A 17,429-nucleotide genomic window follows, 5' to 3' on the forward strand; every position below is an offset into this window, starting at 1 on the left:
CGCCCCTTCGTCCGCGCGCCGCGCGGCTCGTGTCGGCGATCGTCGGCGTCGGCCTCGCGCTCGGCCTCGCGGCGAGCGCCGTGCCGCCGGCGCAGGCGCTGAGCGCGGTCTCGCACGGAGTCGGCTACCCATCGGGGTCGGCTGGCCGCTGGCTGGGCTCGTACCGGATGGACGACGGGCGGCTCGGCTTCTGCATCGACGTCGGGCTCGCCGCGCCACCCGGCCACGCGTACTCCCCTGTCGAGGACGCGGGTGCATCGCCGGACGACCGGGCGCGGCTCGCCTACATCTCGAGGCGCTGGGCCGGATCCGCGGATCCCGACACCGCCGCTGCAGGACAGCTCGCGACGTGGAGCATCACCGGCCTCGGCGCGCACGACCTCTCCTGGTACGCGGCTCGCGCCGGCGACCACGCGGGCACCGTCGAGGCCCGCGCGCGCGACATGCTGGCGGAGACGGCGGCTCGCGCGTCGCGCTCGGTGTCCGCGTCCGCGACGGTGACCCTCGGGGACGACGGGAACGGGTCCGTGCGCGTCGATCTGCGGGCCGACCTCGTGGCGGGCGGGCCTTCGGACGTGCCGACCGGATCCGAGACCGGCGCCGTCACGCTCGACGGCGCCGTGTTCGACGACGGGAGCACGACCGCGCAGGTGGCGAACGGCACAGCGGTGCCGCTGCGGGCGACCGGATCGTCGGCGACGCTGCACGTGACGGCGAGCGCCGTATTCTCGTCCCTCCCGTACGGAGACGCCCTCGACGCGGTGGGCGATGACGGAGCGTCGCAGCGGCTGATCCTGGCCCGGCCCACGGATGCCCGAGCAGAGGCGCGAGCGGACGCGCGGGCGCCGAGCCCGCTCCCCTTCGCACCGCGCGTCGTCACGCGCACCTCGCGCGCCGTGGCGGCCGTCGGCGACCAGCTGACGGACTCGCTCCAGGTGTCCGCGGATCCCGCGGCGCCCGCCGACCACGGGAGACCGGCGACATCGGGTGGCTGGGGGCTCACCCGCGGAGGCGACGGGACCCTGGTGCCCGTGCCGGTCACCGTCCGCAGCAGGCTCCTCGGTCCCTTCGCGGAGCAGGTCGGACCCGAGCGCGAGGACATGCCCGCCGGCGCACCGCAGGTCTGCGAGGTCGCGACCCGCATCGACCGCGGCCCCGGCGACTACACGTCGCCCGCCTGCCGGCTCCCGGCCGGCGGCTTCTACACCTGGGTGGAGTCCATCTCACCCGACGACACGGCCGTGCCAGCCGGGCGGGCACGGGTGCTGCCCTGGCAGTCGACCTTCGGCGCCGCCACCGAGACGACGCAGGTCCCCCGGCCTCCGCGGATCACGACGACCGTCGGGGCGTCGGAGATCACGACGGGCAGCTGCCAGACCGACACGCTGCACGCGACGTCGTTCGTGGGGGTCGGTCCCGTGCCCGTGCGCATCCGCCTCGCGGGTCCGTTCGCGACCGCGCCCGCCGAGGGCGAGGAGGTGGCCGTCCCCGAGGGCGGCACCTCAGGCGGGCTGGAGTCCGACGTCGCCGTATCGGGTGACGGGGACGCGACCACGCCCTGCATGCGCGTCCTCACGCCCGGGTGGTACGTCGCCGTCCTCGACAGTCCGGGGCGTCCCGCCGGAGACGCGGATGGGGCAGCCATCGCGCCGTTCGCCGATCACACGGCGCACGCGAGCGAGACCTTCCACGCGGGACCGCCGCCCGCCGTCGACGTCCCCGCATCGCACGGGCACGCCCAGCTGGCCATGACGGGCGGAGCGCCGGGCATCGACGTGCCGGGATCCGGGGCGACGCAGCGGATCGGTGCGCCACCGCTGGCGTGCGCCGCCATCGCCATCGGCGCGCTGGGGGCCGCCGGCATCGGCGTTCGTCACGTCGGCCGCCGTCGCAGGGTCCCGGCTAGAGCTTCTCGATGGGCGCGATCTTGATGAGAAGCCGCTTGCGACCGGCCGGTCCGTCGAACTGCACCTCGGCGATGCGCTTGCGTCCCTCACCGGTGACGCCCGTCACACGCCCGTCGCCGAAGTCGGTGTGGCGGATGCGGTCGCCGAACGCGAGCTCGAGGTCGCCGTTGTCGCGCACCTGGCCGGTGACCGTGTTGGCCCACTGGGTCTTGGGGCGGGGTGGCGGCGGCAGGGCCGGATCCTCGAAGCCGCTCGAGGACCGGGAGCGGCCGCCGTACCCGCCTCCCTCGCGCCGGGCGTTGAGGGCGCGCGGTTGGGTGCCACCGCGCGACGTGGCCATGCCGGGCGACTGCTTCCAGTCGATGAGCTCGGCCGGGATCTCCTGCAGGTACCGGCTGGGCATGGCGACGTTGACCTCGCCGAACTGGGCCCGTGTCATCGCCAGTGATATGAAGAGGCGCCGACGGGCGCGCGTGATGCCGACGTAGAACAGGCGCCGCTCCTCCGCCGGGCCGCCGGGCTCGTTGGCCGACATCCGATGCGGCAGCAGGTCCTCCTCCACGCCGGTGAGGAAGACCGAGTCGTACTCCAGGCCCTTCGCGGTGTGGAGGGTCATGAGGGACACGGTGCCGCTCGAGTCGTCGAGCTCATCCGCCGCGGCGACGAGCGAGACCTCCGTGAGGAAGTCCACCAGCTGGCCCTCGGGGTTGTTGCGCGAGAACTCCTTCGTGACGGCGACGAGCTCCTCGACGTTCTCCGCGCGCGCCTCGTCCTGCGCGTCCTTGCTGGCCCGGAGCGCCTGCACCAGGCCGCTCTTCTCCAGGAGGGTGGTCACCAGGTCGCCCACGGAGGTGCGCCCCTCCGGCCGATCGGGGTCCAGCAGCAGCGCCACCTCGTCGAGCATGCGCGAGAGCGCGAGGATCGCCTGCGTCACCTTGGGCCCGAGCCCCAGTTCGGACGCGCGGCGCATGGCCTCACGGAAGGTCACGCCGTGCGACTCGGCGAAGTTCGCGAGGGCGGTCTCGGTCGCCGGGCCGATGCCGCGCTTCGGGGTGTTCAGGATGCGGCGCAGCGCCAGCACGTCCGCGGGGTTGGCGACGGCGACGAGGTACGCCATCGCGTCCTTGATCTCCGCCCGCTCGTAGAACTTCGTGCCGCCCATGATCCGGTAGGGCACGGCCGAGCGGATGAGGATCTCCTCGAGCGCGCGCGTCTGCGCGTTGGTGCGGTAGAAGACGGCGATCTCCGAGTAGGCGGTGCCCTCCTCGTGCAGCTTCTGGATCTCGTCGGCGACGAACTGCGCCTCGTCGTGCCCCGAGTACCCCGTGAATCCGACGATCTTGTCGCCGTCGCCGATGGACGTCCACAGCTTCTTGTCCTTGCGGTCGAAGTTGTTCGAGATGACGGCGTTGGCGGCGGTGAGGATGTTCTGGGTCGACCGGTAGTTCTGCTCGAGGAGCACGACCTTCGACTGCGGGAAGTCGCGCTCGAACTCGGTGATGTTGCGGATGTCGGCTCCGCGGAAGGCGTAGATGGACTGGTCGCTGTCGCCCACCACGGTGAGCGAGGCCCCGTCGATCCCACCCATGCCGTTCGTGGACATGCGGGTGTCGACGGGCACGTCCTCGGGGGCCACGGCGCGCGTCAGCTCGCGGATGAGGGAGTACTGCGCGTGGTTCGTGTCCTGGTACTCGTCCACGAGCACGTGCCGGAAGCGCCGCTGGTAGAGCGCCGCCACCTTGGGGAAGGCGCGGAAGAGGTAGACGGTCTGCCCGATGAGGTCGTCGAAGTCGAACGCGTTGGCGGAGGCGAGCGAGCGCGTGTACTGCCGGAAGATCTCCACGAACATGGCCTCGGCCGGATCGTTGAAGTTCGCCGTGCGTGCGAACGTGTCCGCGTCCGACAGCTCGTTCTTGAGCTTCGAGATTCGGCCCGACACCGACGAGACGGTGAAGCCGAGCGTGTCCGCGTCCAGCTGCTTGATGATCCGCTTGATGAGCACGCGGCTGTCGGCGGAGTCGTAGATGGTGAAGTTCTGCGTGAAGCCGAACGCCTCCGCCTCGCGTCGGAGGATGCGCACGCATGCGGAGTGGAAGGTCGAGATCCACATGCCCTCAGACGCCTGCCCGAGCAGCGACTCCACGCGCTCGCGCATCTCGGCGGCGGCCTTGTTCGTGAAGGTGATGGCGAGGATCTGGCTCGGCCACGCCTCGCGGGACTCGATGAGGCTCGCGATGCGGTGGGTGAGCACGCGCGTCTTGCCGGATCCGGCGCCGGCGACGATGAGCAGAGCCGGACCCCGGTAGACGACGGCCTCGCGCTGCTCCGGGTTGAGGCCCTCCAGCAGCGGATCCTGCGAGGACCCCGGCCCTCCGTCTGCACCCGACCGGCCGTCGAGGATGATCGGCGTGCGGGAGGGGGAGATGGCGGCGGGGTCGGAACTCATGTCGGCTTCGATCCTAGGCGCTGCCCCCGACGCGGAGACGGGCGCCGACGCGGAGACGAGCGCCGATGCGGACGCGGGGCCGTCGCGGCGAGGAGAGCCCTAGCTCCCCGCGGCCGCCGCCCTCTCCCCCACGAGCCGGACCGCGAGATCCGGGTGGTCGACGAAGACGCCGTCGACGCCCGCGTCGAGGAGCCGGCCCCAGTGCGTGCCGTAGTCGCCGTGCGCGGACTTCGCACCGGGCCCGCGGAGGGGTCGCGGCAGGAACGCGTTCTCGGGGCGGAGCGTCCAGGTGAAGACCGACAGGCCGACCCGGTGGGCGCGCTCGACCAGGTCGGACACGGGAGCGGCCTCGTCGGCGGAGCCGAAGCCGTCGGCCGGGCAGATGCGCTCGACGCCCACGCTGATCCCGTCCACCTCCGCGGCGAGCGACGCCAGACCGGCGTCGGTCAGCTGCTCCTCGAACGTGACGGCCGAGTCGCCGTTACGCGCGACCTCGTCGATCGCCGCGCCGCGCCCCTCGAGGAGGTACACCAGCCGCGCCGCGATGCCGTGCGCCCGGACGCCGAGGAGCGCGGTCCGCTCGAAGGACTCGATCGTGAGGCGCGACGCGTCGTCCGCCCACCCGTGCTCGCGGAGGTCGCGGGCGAGCAGCTCGTCGAGCGGCATGCCGAGCGCGGCGAAGTGCGTGGCGTGCTTGATCTCCGCGACCATGCCGAGCGGGCGTCCGTGGCGCGTCGACTCCTGGTCGATGATCCGCAGCAGGTCGGGCAGCGAGAGCACGGTCTCCTGGTCGTCGTGGGCAGCGCTGCCCGGCCGGGCCGCGGGGACCCGCTCCCGGCAGCGCAGAGTGCGGATCTCGGCCCACGTCATGTCCTCGGTGAACCAGCCCGTGCGCTCGACGCCGTCGACGACGCGCGTGGTGCGGCGGTCGGCGAACTCCGGGCGGTCGGCGACGTCGGTCGTGCCCGACAGCTCGTTCTCGTGCCGGATGACGAGCACGCCATCGGAGGACGCGACGAGGTCGGGTTCGACGGCGTCCGCGCCCTGCGCGAAGCCGAGCCGCACGGCGGCGGCGGAGTGCTCGGGGCGGTAGCCGCTGGCTCCGCGATGGGCGATGACGAGGGGGCGAGGGCGAGGGGCGTGATCCACGCCGGGCACGCTACATGCGCCAGGTGGACGGCGAGCGCGTACTCATCTGAGGAAATACACGGCCCACGCGAGTGGTCTCCCAGCCTGGCCAGCTAAATTGGTCGTCAATCACGTTCAACCACCATTGAGAGTAGAAGGACCATGGCCAACCCCACGTTCTCCAACAACCCGGTCTTCAACGGCCGGGGTGCGACGCCCACGAGGGATGTGACCCCGGAGAGCCTCGACGAGCTGTACGCCCGCCCGTCCGCGACGGCCTCCGAGACCGACCGCATGACCTTCGAGGACACGACCGTCAAGACGGTCAGCCTGCTCGCGATCGTCGTCGTGCTCGGCGCGGTCGCCTGGTTCTCGGGCCCGCTCGCCCTCCCCCTCGCCATGCTCGGCGCCATCGGCGGCCTCGTGCTCGGCCTCGTCAACTCCTTCAAGAAGGAGCCGTCGGTCCCGCTCATCGTCGCCTACGCGGCGTTCGAGGGGCTGCTCGTCGGCGGCATCTCCCGCGTCTTCGAGGGCATCGCGCCCGGAGTCGCCACGCAGGCCCTGCTCGGCACCGCCGCGGTCTTCGCGACCGTGCTCATCCTGTTCCGGAGCGGCAAGATCCGGGCGTCCGCGAAGGCGACCAAGATCTTCATGATCGCGATGATCGGCTACGCGCTGTTCTCGCTGGTGAACTTCGCCCTCATCGCGTTCGGCGCCATCCAGAGCCCGTATGGCATGCGCGACGTCGTCATCTTCGGCATCCCGCTCGGCGTCGTCTTGGGCCTGCTCGCGGTCGTGCTGGCCTCGTACTCCCTCGTCCTCGACTTCGACTTCATCCAGCGCGGCGTCCGCTCGGGTGCCCCGCGCCGCTACGGCTGGACCGCGGCGTTCGGCCTCGTCGTCACCATCGTGTGGCTGTACGTCGAGCTGCTGCGCCTGTTCGCGATCCTGCGGGGCAACAACTAGCACCACCGCCGGTCCGCGGCACAGCACCGCGGACCGGCAGCGTGACGAAGGCCGCTCCCCTCGGGGAGCGGCCTTCGTCATGTCAGCGCCGGAGCGCGAGCGGGAGGATCACTCCCACTCGATGGTGCCCGGCGGCTTCGACGTGACGTCGAGCACGACGCGGTTCACGCCGTCGACCTCGTTCGTGATGCGGTTCGAGATGCGCGCGAGCACGTCGTACGGGAGGCGGGTCCAGTCGGCGGTCATCGCGTCCTCGCTGGAGACGGGGCGCAGCACGATGGGGTGGCCGTAGGTCCGGCCGTCGCCCTGCACGCCGACCGAGCGGACGTCCGCGAGGAGCACGACCGGGCACTGCCAGATCTCGCCGTCGAGGCCTGCGGCGGTGAGCTCGGCGCGCGCGATGGCGTCGGCCTTGCGCAGTAGCTCGAGGCGCTCGGCGGTGACCTCGCCGACGATGCGGATCCCGAGGCCGGGGCCGGGGAACGGCTGGCGCCCCACGATGACCTCGGGGAGGCCGAGCTCGCGGCCGATGGCGCGCACCTCGTCCTTGAAGAGGGTGCGGAGCGGCTCGACGAGCTCGAACTTGAGGTCCTCCGGGAGGCCGCCCACGTTGTGGTGGCTCTTGATGTTCGCCGTGCCCGTGCCGCCGCCCGACTCGACCACGTCCGGGTAGAGCGTGCCCTGCACGAGGAAGCGGATCGGCTCGCCGTCGGCCTTCGCCTCGAGCACGAGCGCCTCCGCGGCGCCCTCGAACGACCGGATGAACTCGCGGCCGATGATCTTGCGCTTGGCCTCGGGATCCGTGACGCCCGTGAGGCCGTCGAGGAACTGGTCGGCCGCGTCGACCGTGACGAGGCGGACGCCCGTGGCGGCCACGTAGTCCTCCTCGACCTGGCGGCGCTCGTCGTGGCGGAGCAGGCCGTGGTCGACGAAGACGCAGGTGAGCTGGTCGCCGACCGCGCGATGCACGATCGCCGCCGCGACGGCGGAGTCGACGCCGCCGGACAGGCCGCAGATGACCTTCGCGTCGCCGACCTGGGCACGGATCCGCTCGACCTGCTCGGCGATGACGTTGCCGCTGTTCCAGTCGCCGGGGATGCCGGCGGCGCGGTGCAGGAAGTTCTCGAGCACGGCCTGGCCGTGCGCGGAGTGCTTGACCTCGGGGTGCCACTGCACGCCGTAGAGGCGGCGCTCGTCGCTCGCGAATGCCGCGACGGGCGTGGACGCGCTGGAGGCGAGGACCTCGAAGCCCTCGGGCGCCTTCGACACGGAGTCGCCGTGGCTCATCCACACGGTCTGGTCGTCGGGCTGGCCGTCGAGCAGGGTGCTGCCGGGCGTGAGCGTGACCGCGGTGGATCCGTACTCGCGGGCACCCGTGTGCGCGACCTCGCCGCCGAGAGCGCGGGCCATGACCTGGAAGCCGTAGCAGATGCCGAGCACGGGGACGCCGAGCTCGAGGATCCCCTCGTCGAGGCCGGGCGAGCCCTCCTCGTAGACGCTGGACGGGCCGCCGCTCAGGACGATGCCGGACGGGTCCTTCGCGCGGATCTCCTCGGCCGTGATCGTGGACGGCACGATCTCCGAGTAGACGTTGGCCTCGCGGACGCGGCGGGCGATCAGCTGCGCGTACTGGGCGCCGAAGTCGACGACGAGGACGGGACGCTGGTTCGTGGGGTTGTCGACGCTCAAGTGGTGGCCTCCGTGGTGGTGGTCGGGTCGATGGGTCGGGGATCCGCGTCGTCGCGGTCGTCGGCGGCGTGAGCCTTCCGGCGGGGCGCCTCGAGCTCCGCGATGGTCTCCCGCACCCGACGGGCGATGCGCGCCTCGACGATGAAGGAGAGGAACGGCACGACGCCGCCCGCCGCGATGAGGATGAAGCGCGTGAACGACCAGCGCATCTTCTGCCAGAGCAGGAAGTCGCTGATGAGGTAGACCACGTAGATGTTGCCGTGGACGATCTGGATCAGGAGGCTCAGGTTCGTGCCGGTGAGCGTGTCCGCGGGCGACAGCGCGAGGAAGCCGGACGGCCCGTTCAGCTCGAGCTCGTAGCCGGCGCCGGCCAGGTACTGCAGCGATCCGTCGACGAACTGGAAGCCGGGCAGGTACTTGATGCCCATCTCCACGACGAGGAGGAGGAGGAACGCGCCGGTGATGAACGCCATGACGCGGTAGAAGCCGAGGACCCTCCGGATCTGCGGGACGTCGGAGCGCTTGAGTCCGTAGGCCATGCGTGGATCCTACCGGTCGGCGTCTGCGCGGCTCCCGCGCCCGGGAGCTCCGACGGGGTCGTCGCGGTCGCCCTCGGGAAGCGGATCCTCGTCGTCCTCGTCGTCCTCGTCGTCCTCGTCCTCGCGGTAGCCGGGCTGCTCGCGCGTCCAGGTGTCGCGGACGGTGCGGTACCAGATGACGATGGCGAAGATCGCGAACACCGCCCACTCCGCCGCGTAGAAGATGTTCAGCCAGTTGAGCTGCACGGCCTCGCTCGGGGGCGGCGAGTCGATCGTCGCGAGGCCGGCGGCCGGGGTCGACGCGACGATGAAGCCGTTGTAGACGTCGCCCACGTCGCCCGGCCAGAGGTTGACGAGCGCGGCCGTGCTCAGCCGCGTCATGCGCTGGGGGTCCTGGCCCTCGCCCGCGGGCTCGGGCTGCTCGCTCGGGAGGAAGCGGCCGACGACCTCCTGGACTCCCGTCGGGGATCCGTCGCCCGCGTTCAGCTGCGCCGCGACGGCCGCCGCCTCCGCGTCGGTGGCGGTCCATCCGAGCGCGACGGGGACGCTGGCGGGCAGCGCGTCGGGCGCCGGATCCGCGGAGCTGCCGTCGTCCGTGATGGAGAGGTGGCCGACGACCCACGCGCCGGTGCGGCCGGAGTTGAGGCGGTCGGAGACGACGACGAAGTCGCCGGGGACGAGTGAGCCCTGGACGGTGACCATGTGCCCCGCGGACCGGTCGGTGACGTAGCCCTGCGGTACGGCCAGCGTGCCGAGCGGCAGCGCCGTCTCGGTGTCGCGCTCGATGACGACGCCCGACTCGACCGCGCGCGCGAGCTGCCACTGCCCGAGCGCGGCGAAGCCCGCCGCGATGACCAGGGCAAGCGCCAGCAGCGCGAGGGAGCGGGGGCGGCGTGCGACCTGGCCGACGGTGGGACCCGGGGCGTCCGGCGCGCCGGATCCGCCGGGGCCGGATCCCGCGGGCTCGGCGTCGGGACGCGCAGGGGCGTCGGAGCGGGGGTCGGATGCGTGCGTCATCAGTAGTCGGGTTCCCGTTCGCGGGTGGGTGGTGTCCAGGTGTCGTGGTCGGACTGCTGGCCGGCCTGCTCGGCGCGACGGTCGGGGGCGGGACGCGGGCCCTCGGCGCTGCCGGCGTCACTCTCATCGTCCGCCCCGGGCCGCACGGGGCGCGCGCCATCGGCCTCGGGGCCGGTGCCCGGCGTCACGCCGCGCGCGACGGCGCCAGGGCGGGGCCCCGCCACCGCGAGGCCGTCGTCGAAGGCGTCTGCCGGCACCTGCTCGCCGCGCTCGGCGGCCTCGAACAGGGCGAGCGCGCCGGCCCGCTCCGCGTCACGCCCGGCCTTCTCGGCCGCGCGCTTCGTGGCGGAGCGGTACTTCGTGGGCAGCACCGCCGTGCCGATGCGCACCGAGTTCGCAGCGAGGAGCGGCCCCATGATCGCCATCACCAGCACGTAGAGGCCCGCGAACGGCTGGATCCGCTCGTCGAGCCCCGCCGACAGCGACAGCGTCGCGAGGATGAGCGCGAACTCGCCGCGGTTCTGCAGGATGAACGCCGTGTTGATGCCGGCCTGCGCACCGTGCCCGTTGAGCCAGGCGACGAACTGCCCGGCGATGATGTTGAGCACCACCGTCATGAGCACCGCGAGGAGCACCGGGACGACGACGGTGGGGAACTCGCCCGGATCCAGCGCCAGGCCGAAGTTGAGGAAGAAGAACGCGCCGAACACGTCGCGCAGCGGGATGGCGATCTGCTCGATGCGGTTGCGCACCCGGGTCGCGCCGAGGACCAGCCCGATGAGGAAGGCGCCGATCGCGTCCGTGACGCCGAGCACCTCGCCGATGCCGCCGAAGAGGATCGCGAGCCCGAAGAACAGGACCGTGAACAGCTCGACGTCGCGCGTGCGCATGAAGCGGGAGAGGAACGCCCCGCCCCTGCGCGCGACCGTGAACATGACGACGAGGAAGGCGAACGACACCGCCAGCTGGCCGACGACCGCCCACGGCTCGGTCTGGCCGCTGAGCACCACCGACACGATGGCGAGGTAGACGGCGATGAAGATGTCCTCCACCACGGTGACGCCCAGGATCATGGGCGTCTCGTCGTTGGCCAGGCGGTTCAGCTCGATGAGCAGCTTGGTGACGATGGCGCTCGAGGACGTCGCCGTCATGCCCGCGATGATGAGCGCCTCGCGGGTGCCCCAGCCGAGCGCGAACCCGAACGCGAACCCGACGCCCATGTTGATGAGCACGTACGAGCCGCCCGAGATGATGAGCTTGCCGGCGTTGCCGAAGAACTCGTCCTGGTCGAACTCCAGCCCGAGGTTGAACAGCAGGAGGATCAGGCCGAACACGGCGATGAGCTCGATGTCGCCCGAGGCGAAGTCGAGCGGGAACCAGTCGACGTTCGGGCTCGCGAGGAGGCCGACGAGCATGTAGATGGGGATCGCGGGCAGGCCGATGCGCTTGCCGAGCTGGCCGAACGCGTAGGCGAGGACGAACAGCAGGCCGAGGACGATGAGGTCGAGGCCGTGGTGCACCCGCTACCCTCCGTCCGGCGCGGAGCCGGGCGCGGGGCGGTGCGGGAACTCGCCCGTCCGGTAGAACGCGAAGGCCTTGGCGACCTTCTCGGGGGATCCGGCGACGACGAGCGTGTCGCCCGGGTAGACGGTGAAGTCGTCGGACGGTGCGGGGTTGGCGGACTCGCCGCGGACGACCGCCACGACCGTGAGCCCGACGACGCCGCGCGACGCGAGGTTGCCGAGCGCCTGGCCGGCGATGTGGTCGTCGTAGTCGACCGTGAACCAGTCGATGCTGAGGCCGGGGATCTGGTCGAGCTTGTCGAGGGACTCCGTGATGCGCGTGCCGCCGAGCAGCTCCGCGAGCGTGTGCGCCTCGTCCTCGCTCAGGCGGAGCGACACCTTCTGCGTGTCGGGCCCGTCCTGCTCCTCGGAGAAGGTGATCAGGTCGCTGTGACCGGAGCGGTGGGCGATGACGCCGACCTTGCCCCCGTCGTCGGTGATGAAGGTGTGCAGCACGCCGACACCCGGCAGCTTGACGCGACGGACCTCCGCCATGCGCGCACCTCCCTCTTCCTGTGGTTCACAACGCGGGCCGCGCCCCGCATGTTCCCGGACCGCTCGACGCGGGACGGGTCCGGCCTGGCGGCCGGCGCGGACTACTTGCCGTACGGCGCGACGACGACCTCGACGCGCTGGAACTCCTTGAGGTCGGAGTAGCCGGTGGTCGCCATCGCCCGACGCAGCGCGCCGACGAGGTTGGCGCTGCCGTCGGCCGTGGTGGACGGGCCGTAGAGGATCTGCTCGAGCGGCGCGACCTGGTCGACGCGCACGCGGTGGCCGCGGGGCAGCTCGGAGTGGTGCGCCTCGGCGCCCCAGTGGAAGCCCTGGCCGGGCGCGTCGGTCGCGCGGGCGAGCGTGGATCCGAGCATGACCGCGTCGGCGCCGACCGCGATGGCCTTGACGATGTCGCCCGAGCTGCCGAGGCCGCCGTCGGCGATGACGTGCACGTAGCGGCCGCCGGACTCGTCCATGTAGTCGCGGCGAGCGCCTGCGACGTCGGAGAGCGCGGTGGCCATGGGCGCGTGGATCCCCAGGGTCGAGCGGGTCGTCGACGCCGCTCCCCCGCCGAACCCCACGAGCACGCCCGCCGCGCCCGTGCGCATCAGGTGGAGGGCCGCCGTGTAGGTGGCCGCGCCGCCGACGATGACCGGGACGTCGAGCTCGTAGATGAACTTCTTGAGGTTGAGCGGGGCGGCACCCTTGGAGACGTGCTCCGCCGAGACGGTGGTGCCGCGGATGACGAAGAGGTCGACGCCCGCCGCGACCACGGTCTCGTAGTGGTCGGCGGTGCGCTGCGGCGAGAGCGCCGCGGCGACGACGACGCCGGCCGCGCGGATCTCCGCGATGCGCGCCGAGATGAGCTCGGGCTTGATCGGCTCGGCGTAGATCTGCTGCATGCGCGCGGTGGCCGACTCGGGCGGCAGCGAGCGGATCTCCTCGAGCAGGCGCTCGGGGTGCTCGTACCGGGTCCAGAGGCCCTCGAGGTCGAGGACGCCGAGGCCGCCGCAGCGCCCCATCGCGATGGCCGTCGCCGGGGAGACCACGGAGTCCATGGGGGCCGCGAGGAACGGGATCTCGAACTGGTACGCGTCGATCGACCACGTGACCGACACGTCCTGCGGGTCGCGCGTGCGACGGGACGGGACGATGGCGATGTCGTCGAACGCGTACACACGGCGGGCCCGCTTGGCGCGGCCGATCTCTACATCACTCACTCGCACAGCCTAGCGGCGGGCTCCTGCGCGACCGGCCGTGGCCCGGATCCGCACGCGCCGACCCGGCAGGGCGCGACGGACGCCGCTCGGGCTCGAGTCCCGCGTGCAGAAGGAGCGCACGCAGCCGCCCGGCCGCCAGCACGTCCCTCTCGGTCGCCTCGACGACGCGCCACTCCCCGCCCTCCGCTCCCTCCGCCGCGCAGGACTCGACGGCGAGGGGAACGCCCGGGCCCGCCCCGCGGATCCGGAGCCCGACCCGCTGCAGCGGCCAGGCCAGCGCGAGCCGCCCGTGACCCGGCACGAGCGAGCCGACGGCCGGCCGCGCCAGCCCCGTCTCCGCAGCGACCCCACGGGCGATCGACTCCACGGGGCCGCCCGCCGCGCCGTCCGCGGCATCGACCAGGAGCTCGGCGCGCCTGCTCCACGGACCCGGCCCCCGCAGCTCCCTCTCCACGTGGAGCTCGGCGCGCGTCACGGGGACGACGCGCCAGGGCACGAGCGCGTCGTCGAGCGCGACGAGGCCGTGGGCGGACCAGCCCGGCCCGGGCGCCGCGGCTCCGCTCACGGCGGCCACGGCCGCGTCGTGCGAGGCGGCGAGCGCCGTCGCCGCGAGCGTGGGCAGCCGCACGCCACCCGGGCCGCGCAGGACCGGCGAGCGCCCGCAGGAGGGATCCCGCGCGATGCGCGTGCCCGCCCGGCGCCCCGGCGGCAGGTCCGGCACGTCGAGCAGCGTCACGTGCAGCGGCCACGGCGCGAGACGCGGCAGCGCGTGCACGGCGGCGGCCGATGCGCCGCCGAGAGCCACCGGCGCCGGGGAGACCCGGGCGAGCGCGCGGATCCGCAGCAGGTGCCGCTCCCGGGCCGACACCGCCTCCCAGGCAACGCGCTCCACGTGCACGCCGGCCCGCAGCCGCACCAGCTCCCCGCGCGCCTCCGCTCGGGCGACGACGGCGGGATCCGCGCGCTCCTCCTCGCCCACCGGATCCGCGACGGGCAGCGCCGTGGCCCCCGAGAGGAGCAGGACGACCCCGGGTGGCCCGAGCGTCGCGGCTTCGAGCGGACGGGCATCGGGCGCGGGCGGGGTCGAGGGCATGCGTGCAGTGTCGCGGCCGTCGAGGGCCGGGATGCGTCCGGCCGCGACTCGCCGGACGCGGGCTCGGAGGCGCGCCCTGTGAGGGAGCGCCCGCACGCACGAGGGGCCGGTGCGCACGGCACCGGCCCCTCGTCACCACCGCGCGGGATCCGCGCGGCTCACCGCATCAGCGCCGGTAGTTGGGCGCCTCGACCACCATCTGCACGTCGTGCGGGTGCGACTCCTTGAGCCCGGCCGCCGTGATGCGCACGAAGCGCCCGCGGTCCTTGAGCTCGCCGACCGTGCGCGCGCCGACGTAGAACATGGACTGGCGCAGGCCGCCCGTGAGCTGGTACACGACGTTGGCGAGGGACCCGCGGTAGGGCACCTGGCCCTCGATGCCCTCGGGGATGAGCTTGTCGTCGTTCGGCACGTCGGACTGGAAGTAGCGGTCCTTCGAGTACGAGGTCTTCGAGCCGCGCGTCTGGAGGGCGCCGAGCGATCCCATCCCGCGGTAGCTCTTGAACTGCTTGCCGCCCACGAACATGAGGTCGCCGGGGCTCTCGTCGCAGCCCGCGAGCAGGCTGCCGAGCATGACGGTGTCGGCGCCGGCGACGAGCGCCTTCGCGATGTCCCCCGAGTACTGCAGGCCGCCGTCCGCGATGACGGGGACGCCCGCCGCGCGCGCGGCGAGCGACGCCTCGTAGACCGCGGTGACCTGCGGCACGCCCACGCCCGCGACGACGCGCGTGGTGCAGATGGATCCGGGGCCGACGCCCACCTTGATCGCGTCGGCGCCCGCCTCGATGAGCGCCTGCGCACCCGAGCGCGTGGCGACGTTGCCGCCGATCACGTCGACGTGCGAGGTGGCCGGGTCGGACTTCAGGCGGCGGATGATGTCGAGCACGCCCTTGCTGTCGCCGTTGGCGGTGTCGACGACGAGCACGTCCACGCCGGCCTCGACGAGCGCGAGCGCGCGCTGCCAGGCGTCGCCGAAGAAGCCGATGGCCGCCCCGACACGGAGGCGCCCCTCGGCGTCCTTCGTCGCGTCCGGGTACTGCTCCGACTTGTCGAAGTCCTTGACGGTGATGAGGCCGCGCAGCTTGCCCTGGTCGTCCACCAGCGGGAGCTTCTCGATCTTGTGCTCCGCGAAGATCGCGATCGCGTGGTCCGGGTCGATGCCGACCTGCCCCGTGATGAGCGGGGTGCGGGTCATCACGTCGCGCACGTGCGTGGTGGCGGCCTGCACGGGCGAGACGAAGCGCATGTCGCGGTTCGTGATGATGCCGACGAGCGTGCCGTCGGACTCGACCACCGGGAGGCCGGAGACGCGGAACTGGCCGCACAGCGCGTCCACCTCGGCGACCGTCGCGTCGGGGCGCGTGGTGACGGGGTTGGTGATCATGCCCGACTCGCTGCGCTTCACCTTGTCGACGAAGGCGGCCTGGTCCTCGATGGAGAGGTTGCGGTGGATCACGCCGAGACCGCCCTGGCGCGCCATCGCGATGGCCATGCGCGCCTCGGTGACGGTGTCCATCGCCGAGGAGAGGAGGGGTGCGGCGACGCTGATGTTGCGGGTCAGGCGGGACGTGGTGTCCGCCTCGCTGGGGATGACGTCGGTGTGCCCCGGCAGGAGCATGACGTCGTCGTAGGTGAGGCCGATGACGCCGAACGGGTCGGACTGGTCCAAGTTCCCTCCAGGGGGATGAGAGGCGGATGAGATACCCGGGGGACCGCGTCGGCAACCGGTGTCTCAATGTTAACGGGACGCGCCGACCGGCATTCCCGGCATATCACGCCTCCACGCCGCACGCGCCCGAAACATCCAGGACATAATCAGCACGTACTGTCAACCAACGTCGTCCTGACGGTAGTCGCGGTGCCTGTGCGGATGTACCCGTCGCACGGCTCCCCCTATGGAGGTCTAGTGATAGCCACTGGTTCGGCCGGAGCACGCGCGCAGCGCGTCTGGGCCCTGATTCTCGCGGTGGCGTTCGCCTGCACCGCACTTCTCCTCTCGGCCCCATCGGCTGCCCACGCGGATCCACGCGCGGCGCCCCAGGCGGTCGACCCGGCGTCCGCGGAGCAGTCGCTGCTCGTGTGGGTCCGGGCGGACGCCGACAAGACCGGCATCGCCGGGGTCACCGTGAAGGTGTCGGGCGGCGGCGTCGAGGCCACCGGCACGACCGGGACGGACGGCAAGGCCGAGGTCGGCCTCAGCGCACCGGGCTCCTTCACGGTCGAGGTCGACGAGTCCACCATCCCCGAGGGCGCCGGCGTCCCTCGCGCGGGCTCGAGCCCCCGCGAGGTCGACGTGGCCGCGGGCAACAAGAACGTCCCGGCCTTCTTCTTCATCTCGCCCGACGGAGCTGCGGCCGGAGCGGCGGGATCGACGCCGGCACCGAGCGCGAGCGCGGGCGCCGGCACCTCCACCGGCGGCGAGACCGCAGCGCCGGACACCGAGACCGGCGCGGTCTCCGGCACCGCGGAGCCCGTGACCCAGAACAACTTCTGGAAGATCTTCTGGCCCAAGGTGGTGACGGGCCTCATCTTCGGCCTGCTGCTCGCCCTCGCGGCCATCGGCCTCTCCCTCATCTACGGCACCACGGGCCTCAACAACTTCGCGCACGGCGAGCTGGTGACCTTCGGCGCGCTCATGGCGTACCTCTTCAGCAACGTGCTCGGCCTCAACCCGGTGCTCGCGATCATCATCACGGTGGTCCTCGGCGGGGCCTTCGGGTTCGTGCAGGACGCGGCCCTCTGGAAGCCCCTGCGGAAGCGGCGCCTCGGGCTGGTGCCGCTCATGATCGTCACCATCGGCCTGTCGCTCGCCCTGCGCTACGTCTTCCAGTTCATCTTCGGCGCCGACCGCCTCACGCTCCCGAACAGCCCGGCGCCGTTCCTGGTCGTCGGCCCGGTGAGCCTCAAGTTCACCGACGTCGCCGGCGCGATCGTCTCGATCGTGCTGCTCCTGGCCGTCGCGTACGTGCTGCTCTACACGAAGATCGGCAAGGCCACCCGCGCCGTCTCCGACAACCGGTCGCTCGCGGCGGCGTCGGGCATCGACGTGGAGGGCGTGATCCGCGTGGTCTGGATCGGCGGTGCCGCGCTGGCCGCCCTGTCCGGCGTCTTCATCGCCTACTACCAGTCGCTGCGCTGGGACACGGGCGCGTCCATCCTGCTGCTCGTCTTCTCGGCCGTCGTCCTCGGCGGACTGGGCACGGCGTTCGGCGCACTCATCGGCTCGATCGTGATCGGCGTCTTCATCAACGTCAGCACCATGGTCCTGCCCGAGAACATGAAGTACGTGGCCGCTCTCGTGGTCATGATCGTCATCCTGCTCGTCAGGCCCCAGGGCATCCTGGGTCGGAAAGATCGGATCGGTTAG

Annotated in this window: 13 protein-coding genes; 3 read left to right on the forward strand and 10 right to left on the reverse strand. The window is 72.3% G+C overall.

Annotated features, from left to right (window positions below):
- Positions 1 to 29: 29 nt before the first annotated feature.
- Positions 30 to 1,931, forward strand: coding sequence for a hypothetical protein (locus K0V08_RS08660; protein ID WP_231689067.1), 1,902 nt, complete (start codon positions 30 to 32; stop codon positions 1,929 to 1,931).
- On the opposite strand, the gene K0V08_RS08665 is transcribed toward K0V08_RS08660, so the two are convergent.
- Together K0V08_RS08665 and K0V08_RS08670 are read right to left on the reverse strand one after the other, a co-directional pair.
- Positions 1,903 to 4,353 (reverse strand): ATP-dependent helicase, encoded by a 2,451-nt coding sequence (locus K0V08_RS08665; RefSeq protein ID WP_012039240.1) that lies wholly within the window; start codon positions 4,351 to 4,353, stop codon positions 1,903 to 1,905. The two genes, K0V08_RS08660 and K0V08_RS08665, sit on opposite strands and share 29 nt — an antisense overlap.
- A 99-nt stretch (positions 4,354 to 4,452) precedes the next feature.
- The gene (locus K0V08_RS08670) at positions 4,453 to 5,511 is read right to left on the reverse strand and encodes a glycerophosphodiester phosphodiesterase family protein (protein WP_079534260.1); all 1,059 of its coding nucleotides are present in this window, start codon (positions 5,509 to 5,511) and stop codon (positions 4,453 to 4,455) included.
- Positions 5,512 to 5,643: 132 nt separating this feature from the next.
- Between K0V08_RS08670 and K0V08_RS08675 the strand changes: the two genes are divergently transcribed.
- Entirely contained in the window at positions 5,644 to 6,447 is an 804-nt protein-coding gene (locus K0V08_RS08675) for a Bax inhibitor-1/YccA family protein (protein WP_012039242.1), read from the forward strand.
- Positions 6,448 to 6,555: 108 nt separating this feature from the next.
- On the opposite strand, the gene guaA is transcribed toward K0V08_RS08675, so the two are convergent.
- The 8 genes from guaA to guaB form a co-directional block, all read right to left on the reverse strand.
- Positions 6,556 to 8,136 (reverse strand): glutamine-hydrolyzing GMP synthase, encoded by a 1,581-nt coding sequence (guaA, locus tag K0V08_RS08680; protein WP_012039243.1) that lies wholly within the window; start codon positions 8,134 to 8,136, stop codon positions 6,556 to 6,558.
- Entirely contained in the window at positions 8,133 to 8,675 is a 543-nt protein-coding gene (locus K0V08_RS08685; RefSeq protein WP_012039244.1) for a DUF3817 domain-containing protein, read from the reverse strand. The genes guaA and K0V08_RS08685 overlap by 4 nt, the downstream gene beginning before the upstream one ends.
- Before the next feature lie 9 nt (positions 8,676 to 8,684).
- Positions 8,685 to 9,692, reverse strand: coding sequence for an SURF1 family cytochrome oxidase biogenesis protein (locus K0V08_RS08690; RefSeq protein WP_079534259.1), 1,008 nt, complete (start codon positions 9,690 to 9,692; stop codon positions 8,685 to 8,687).
- On the reverse strand, positions 9,692 to 11,212 hold the full coding sequence (locus K0V08_RS08695; protein ID WP_079534257.1) for a cation:proton antiporter: 1,521 nt from the start codon (positions 11,210 to 11,212) through the stop codon (positions 9,692 to 9,694). The genes K0V08_RS08690 and K0V08_RS08695 overlap by 1 nt, the downstream gene beginning before the upstream one ends.
- A gap of 3 nt (positions 11,213 to 11,215) precedes the next feature.
- Positions 11,216 to 11,749, reverse strand: a complete 534-nt coding sequence (locus K0V08_RS08700; RefSeq protein ID WP_012039247.1) for a cation:proton antiporter regulatory subunit — start codon at positions 11,747 to 11,749, stop codon at positions 11,216 to 11,218.
- A gap of 101 nt (positions 11,750 to 11,850) precedes the next feature.
- The gene (locus K0V08_RS08705) at positions 11,851 to 12,969 is read right to left on the reverse strand and encodes a GuaB3 family IMP dehydrogenase-related protein (protein WP_079534256.1); all 1,119 of its coding nucleotides are present in this window, start codon (positions 12,967 to 12,969) and stop codon (positions 11,851 to 11,853) included.
- Positions 12,962 to 14,062 (reverse strand): hypothetical protein, encoded by a 1,101-nt coding sequence (locus K0V08_RS08710; RefSeq protein ID WP_012039249.1) that lies wholly within the window; start codon positions 14,060 to 14,062, stop codon positions 12,962 to 12,964. Before K0V08_RS08710 ends, K0V08_RS08705 begins: the two co-directional genes overlap by 8 nt.
- Before the next feature lie 166 nt (positions 14,063 to 14,228).
- Positions 14,229 to 15,731, reverse strand: coding sequence for an IMP dehydrogenase (gene guaB / locus K0V08_RS08715; protein WP_079534255.1), 1,503 nt, complete (start codon positions 15,729 to 15,731; stop codon positions 14,229 to 14,231).
- 297 nt (positions 15,732 to 16,028) lie between these two features.
- Here guaB and K0V08_RS08720 point away from each other — a divergent pair, with 297 nt between their 5' ends.
- Positions 16,029 to 17,429: a branched-chain amino acid ABC transporter permease gene (locus tag K0V08_RS08720; RefSeq protein ID WP_043561064.1), complete on the forward strand. Its 1,401-nt coding sequence runs from the start codon at positions 16,029 to 16,031 to the stop codon at positions 17,427 to 17,429.

This window comes from Clavibacter michiganensis, assembly GCF_021216655.1.
GTDB lineage: Bacteria > Actinomycetota > Actinomycetes > Actinomycetales > Microbacteriaceae > Clavibacter > Clavibacter michiganensis.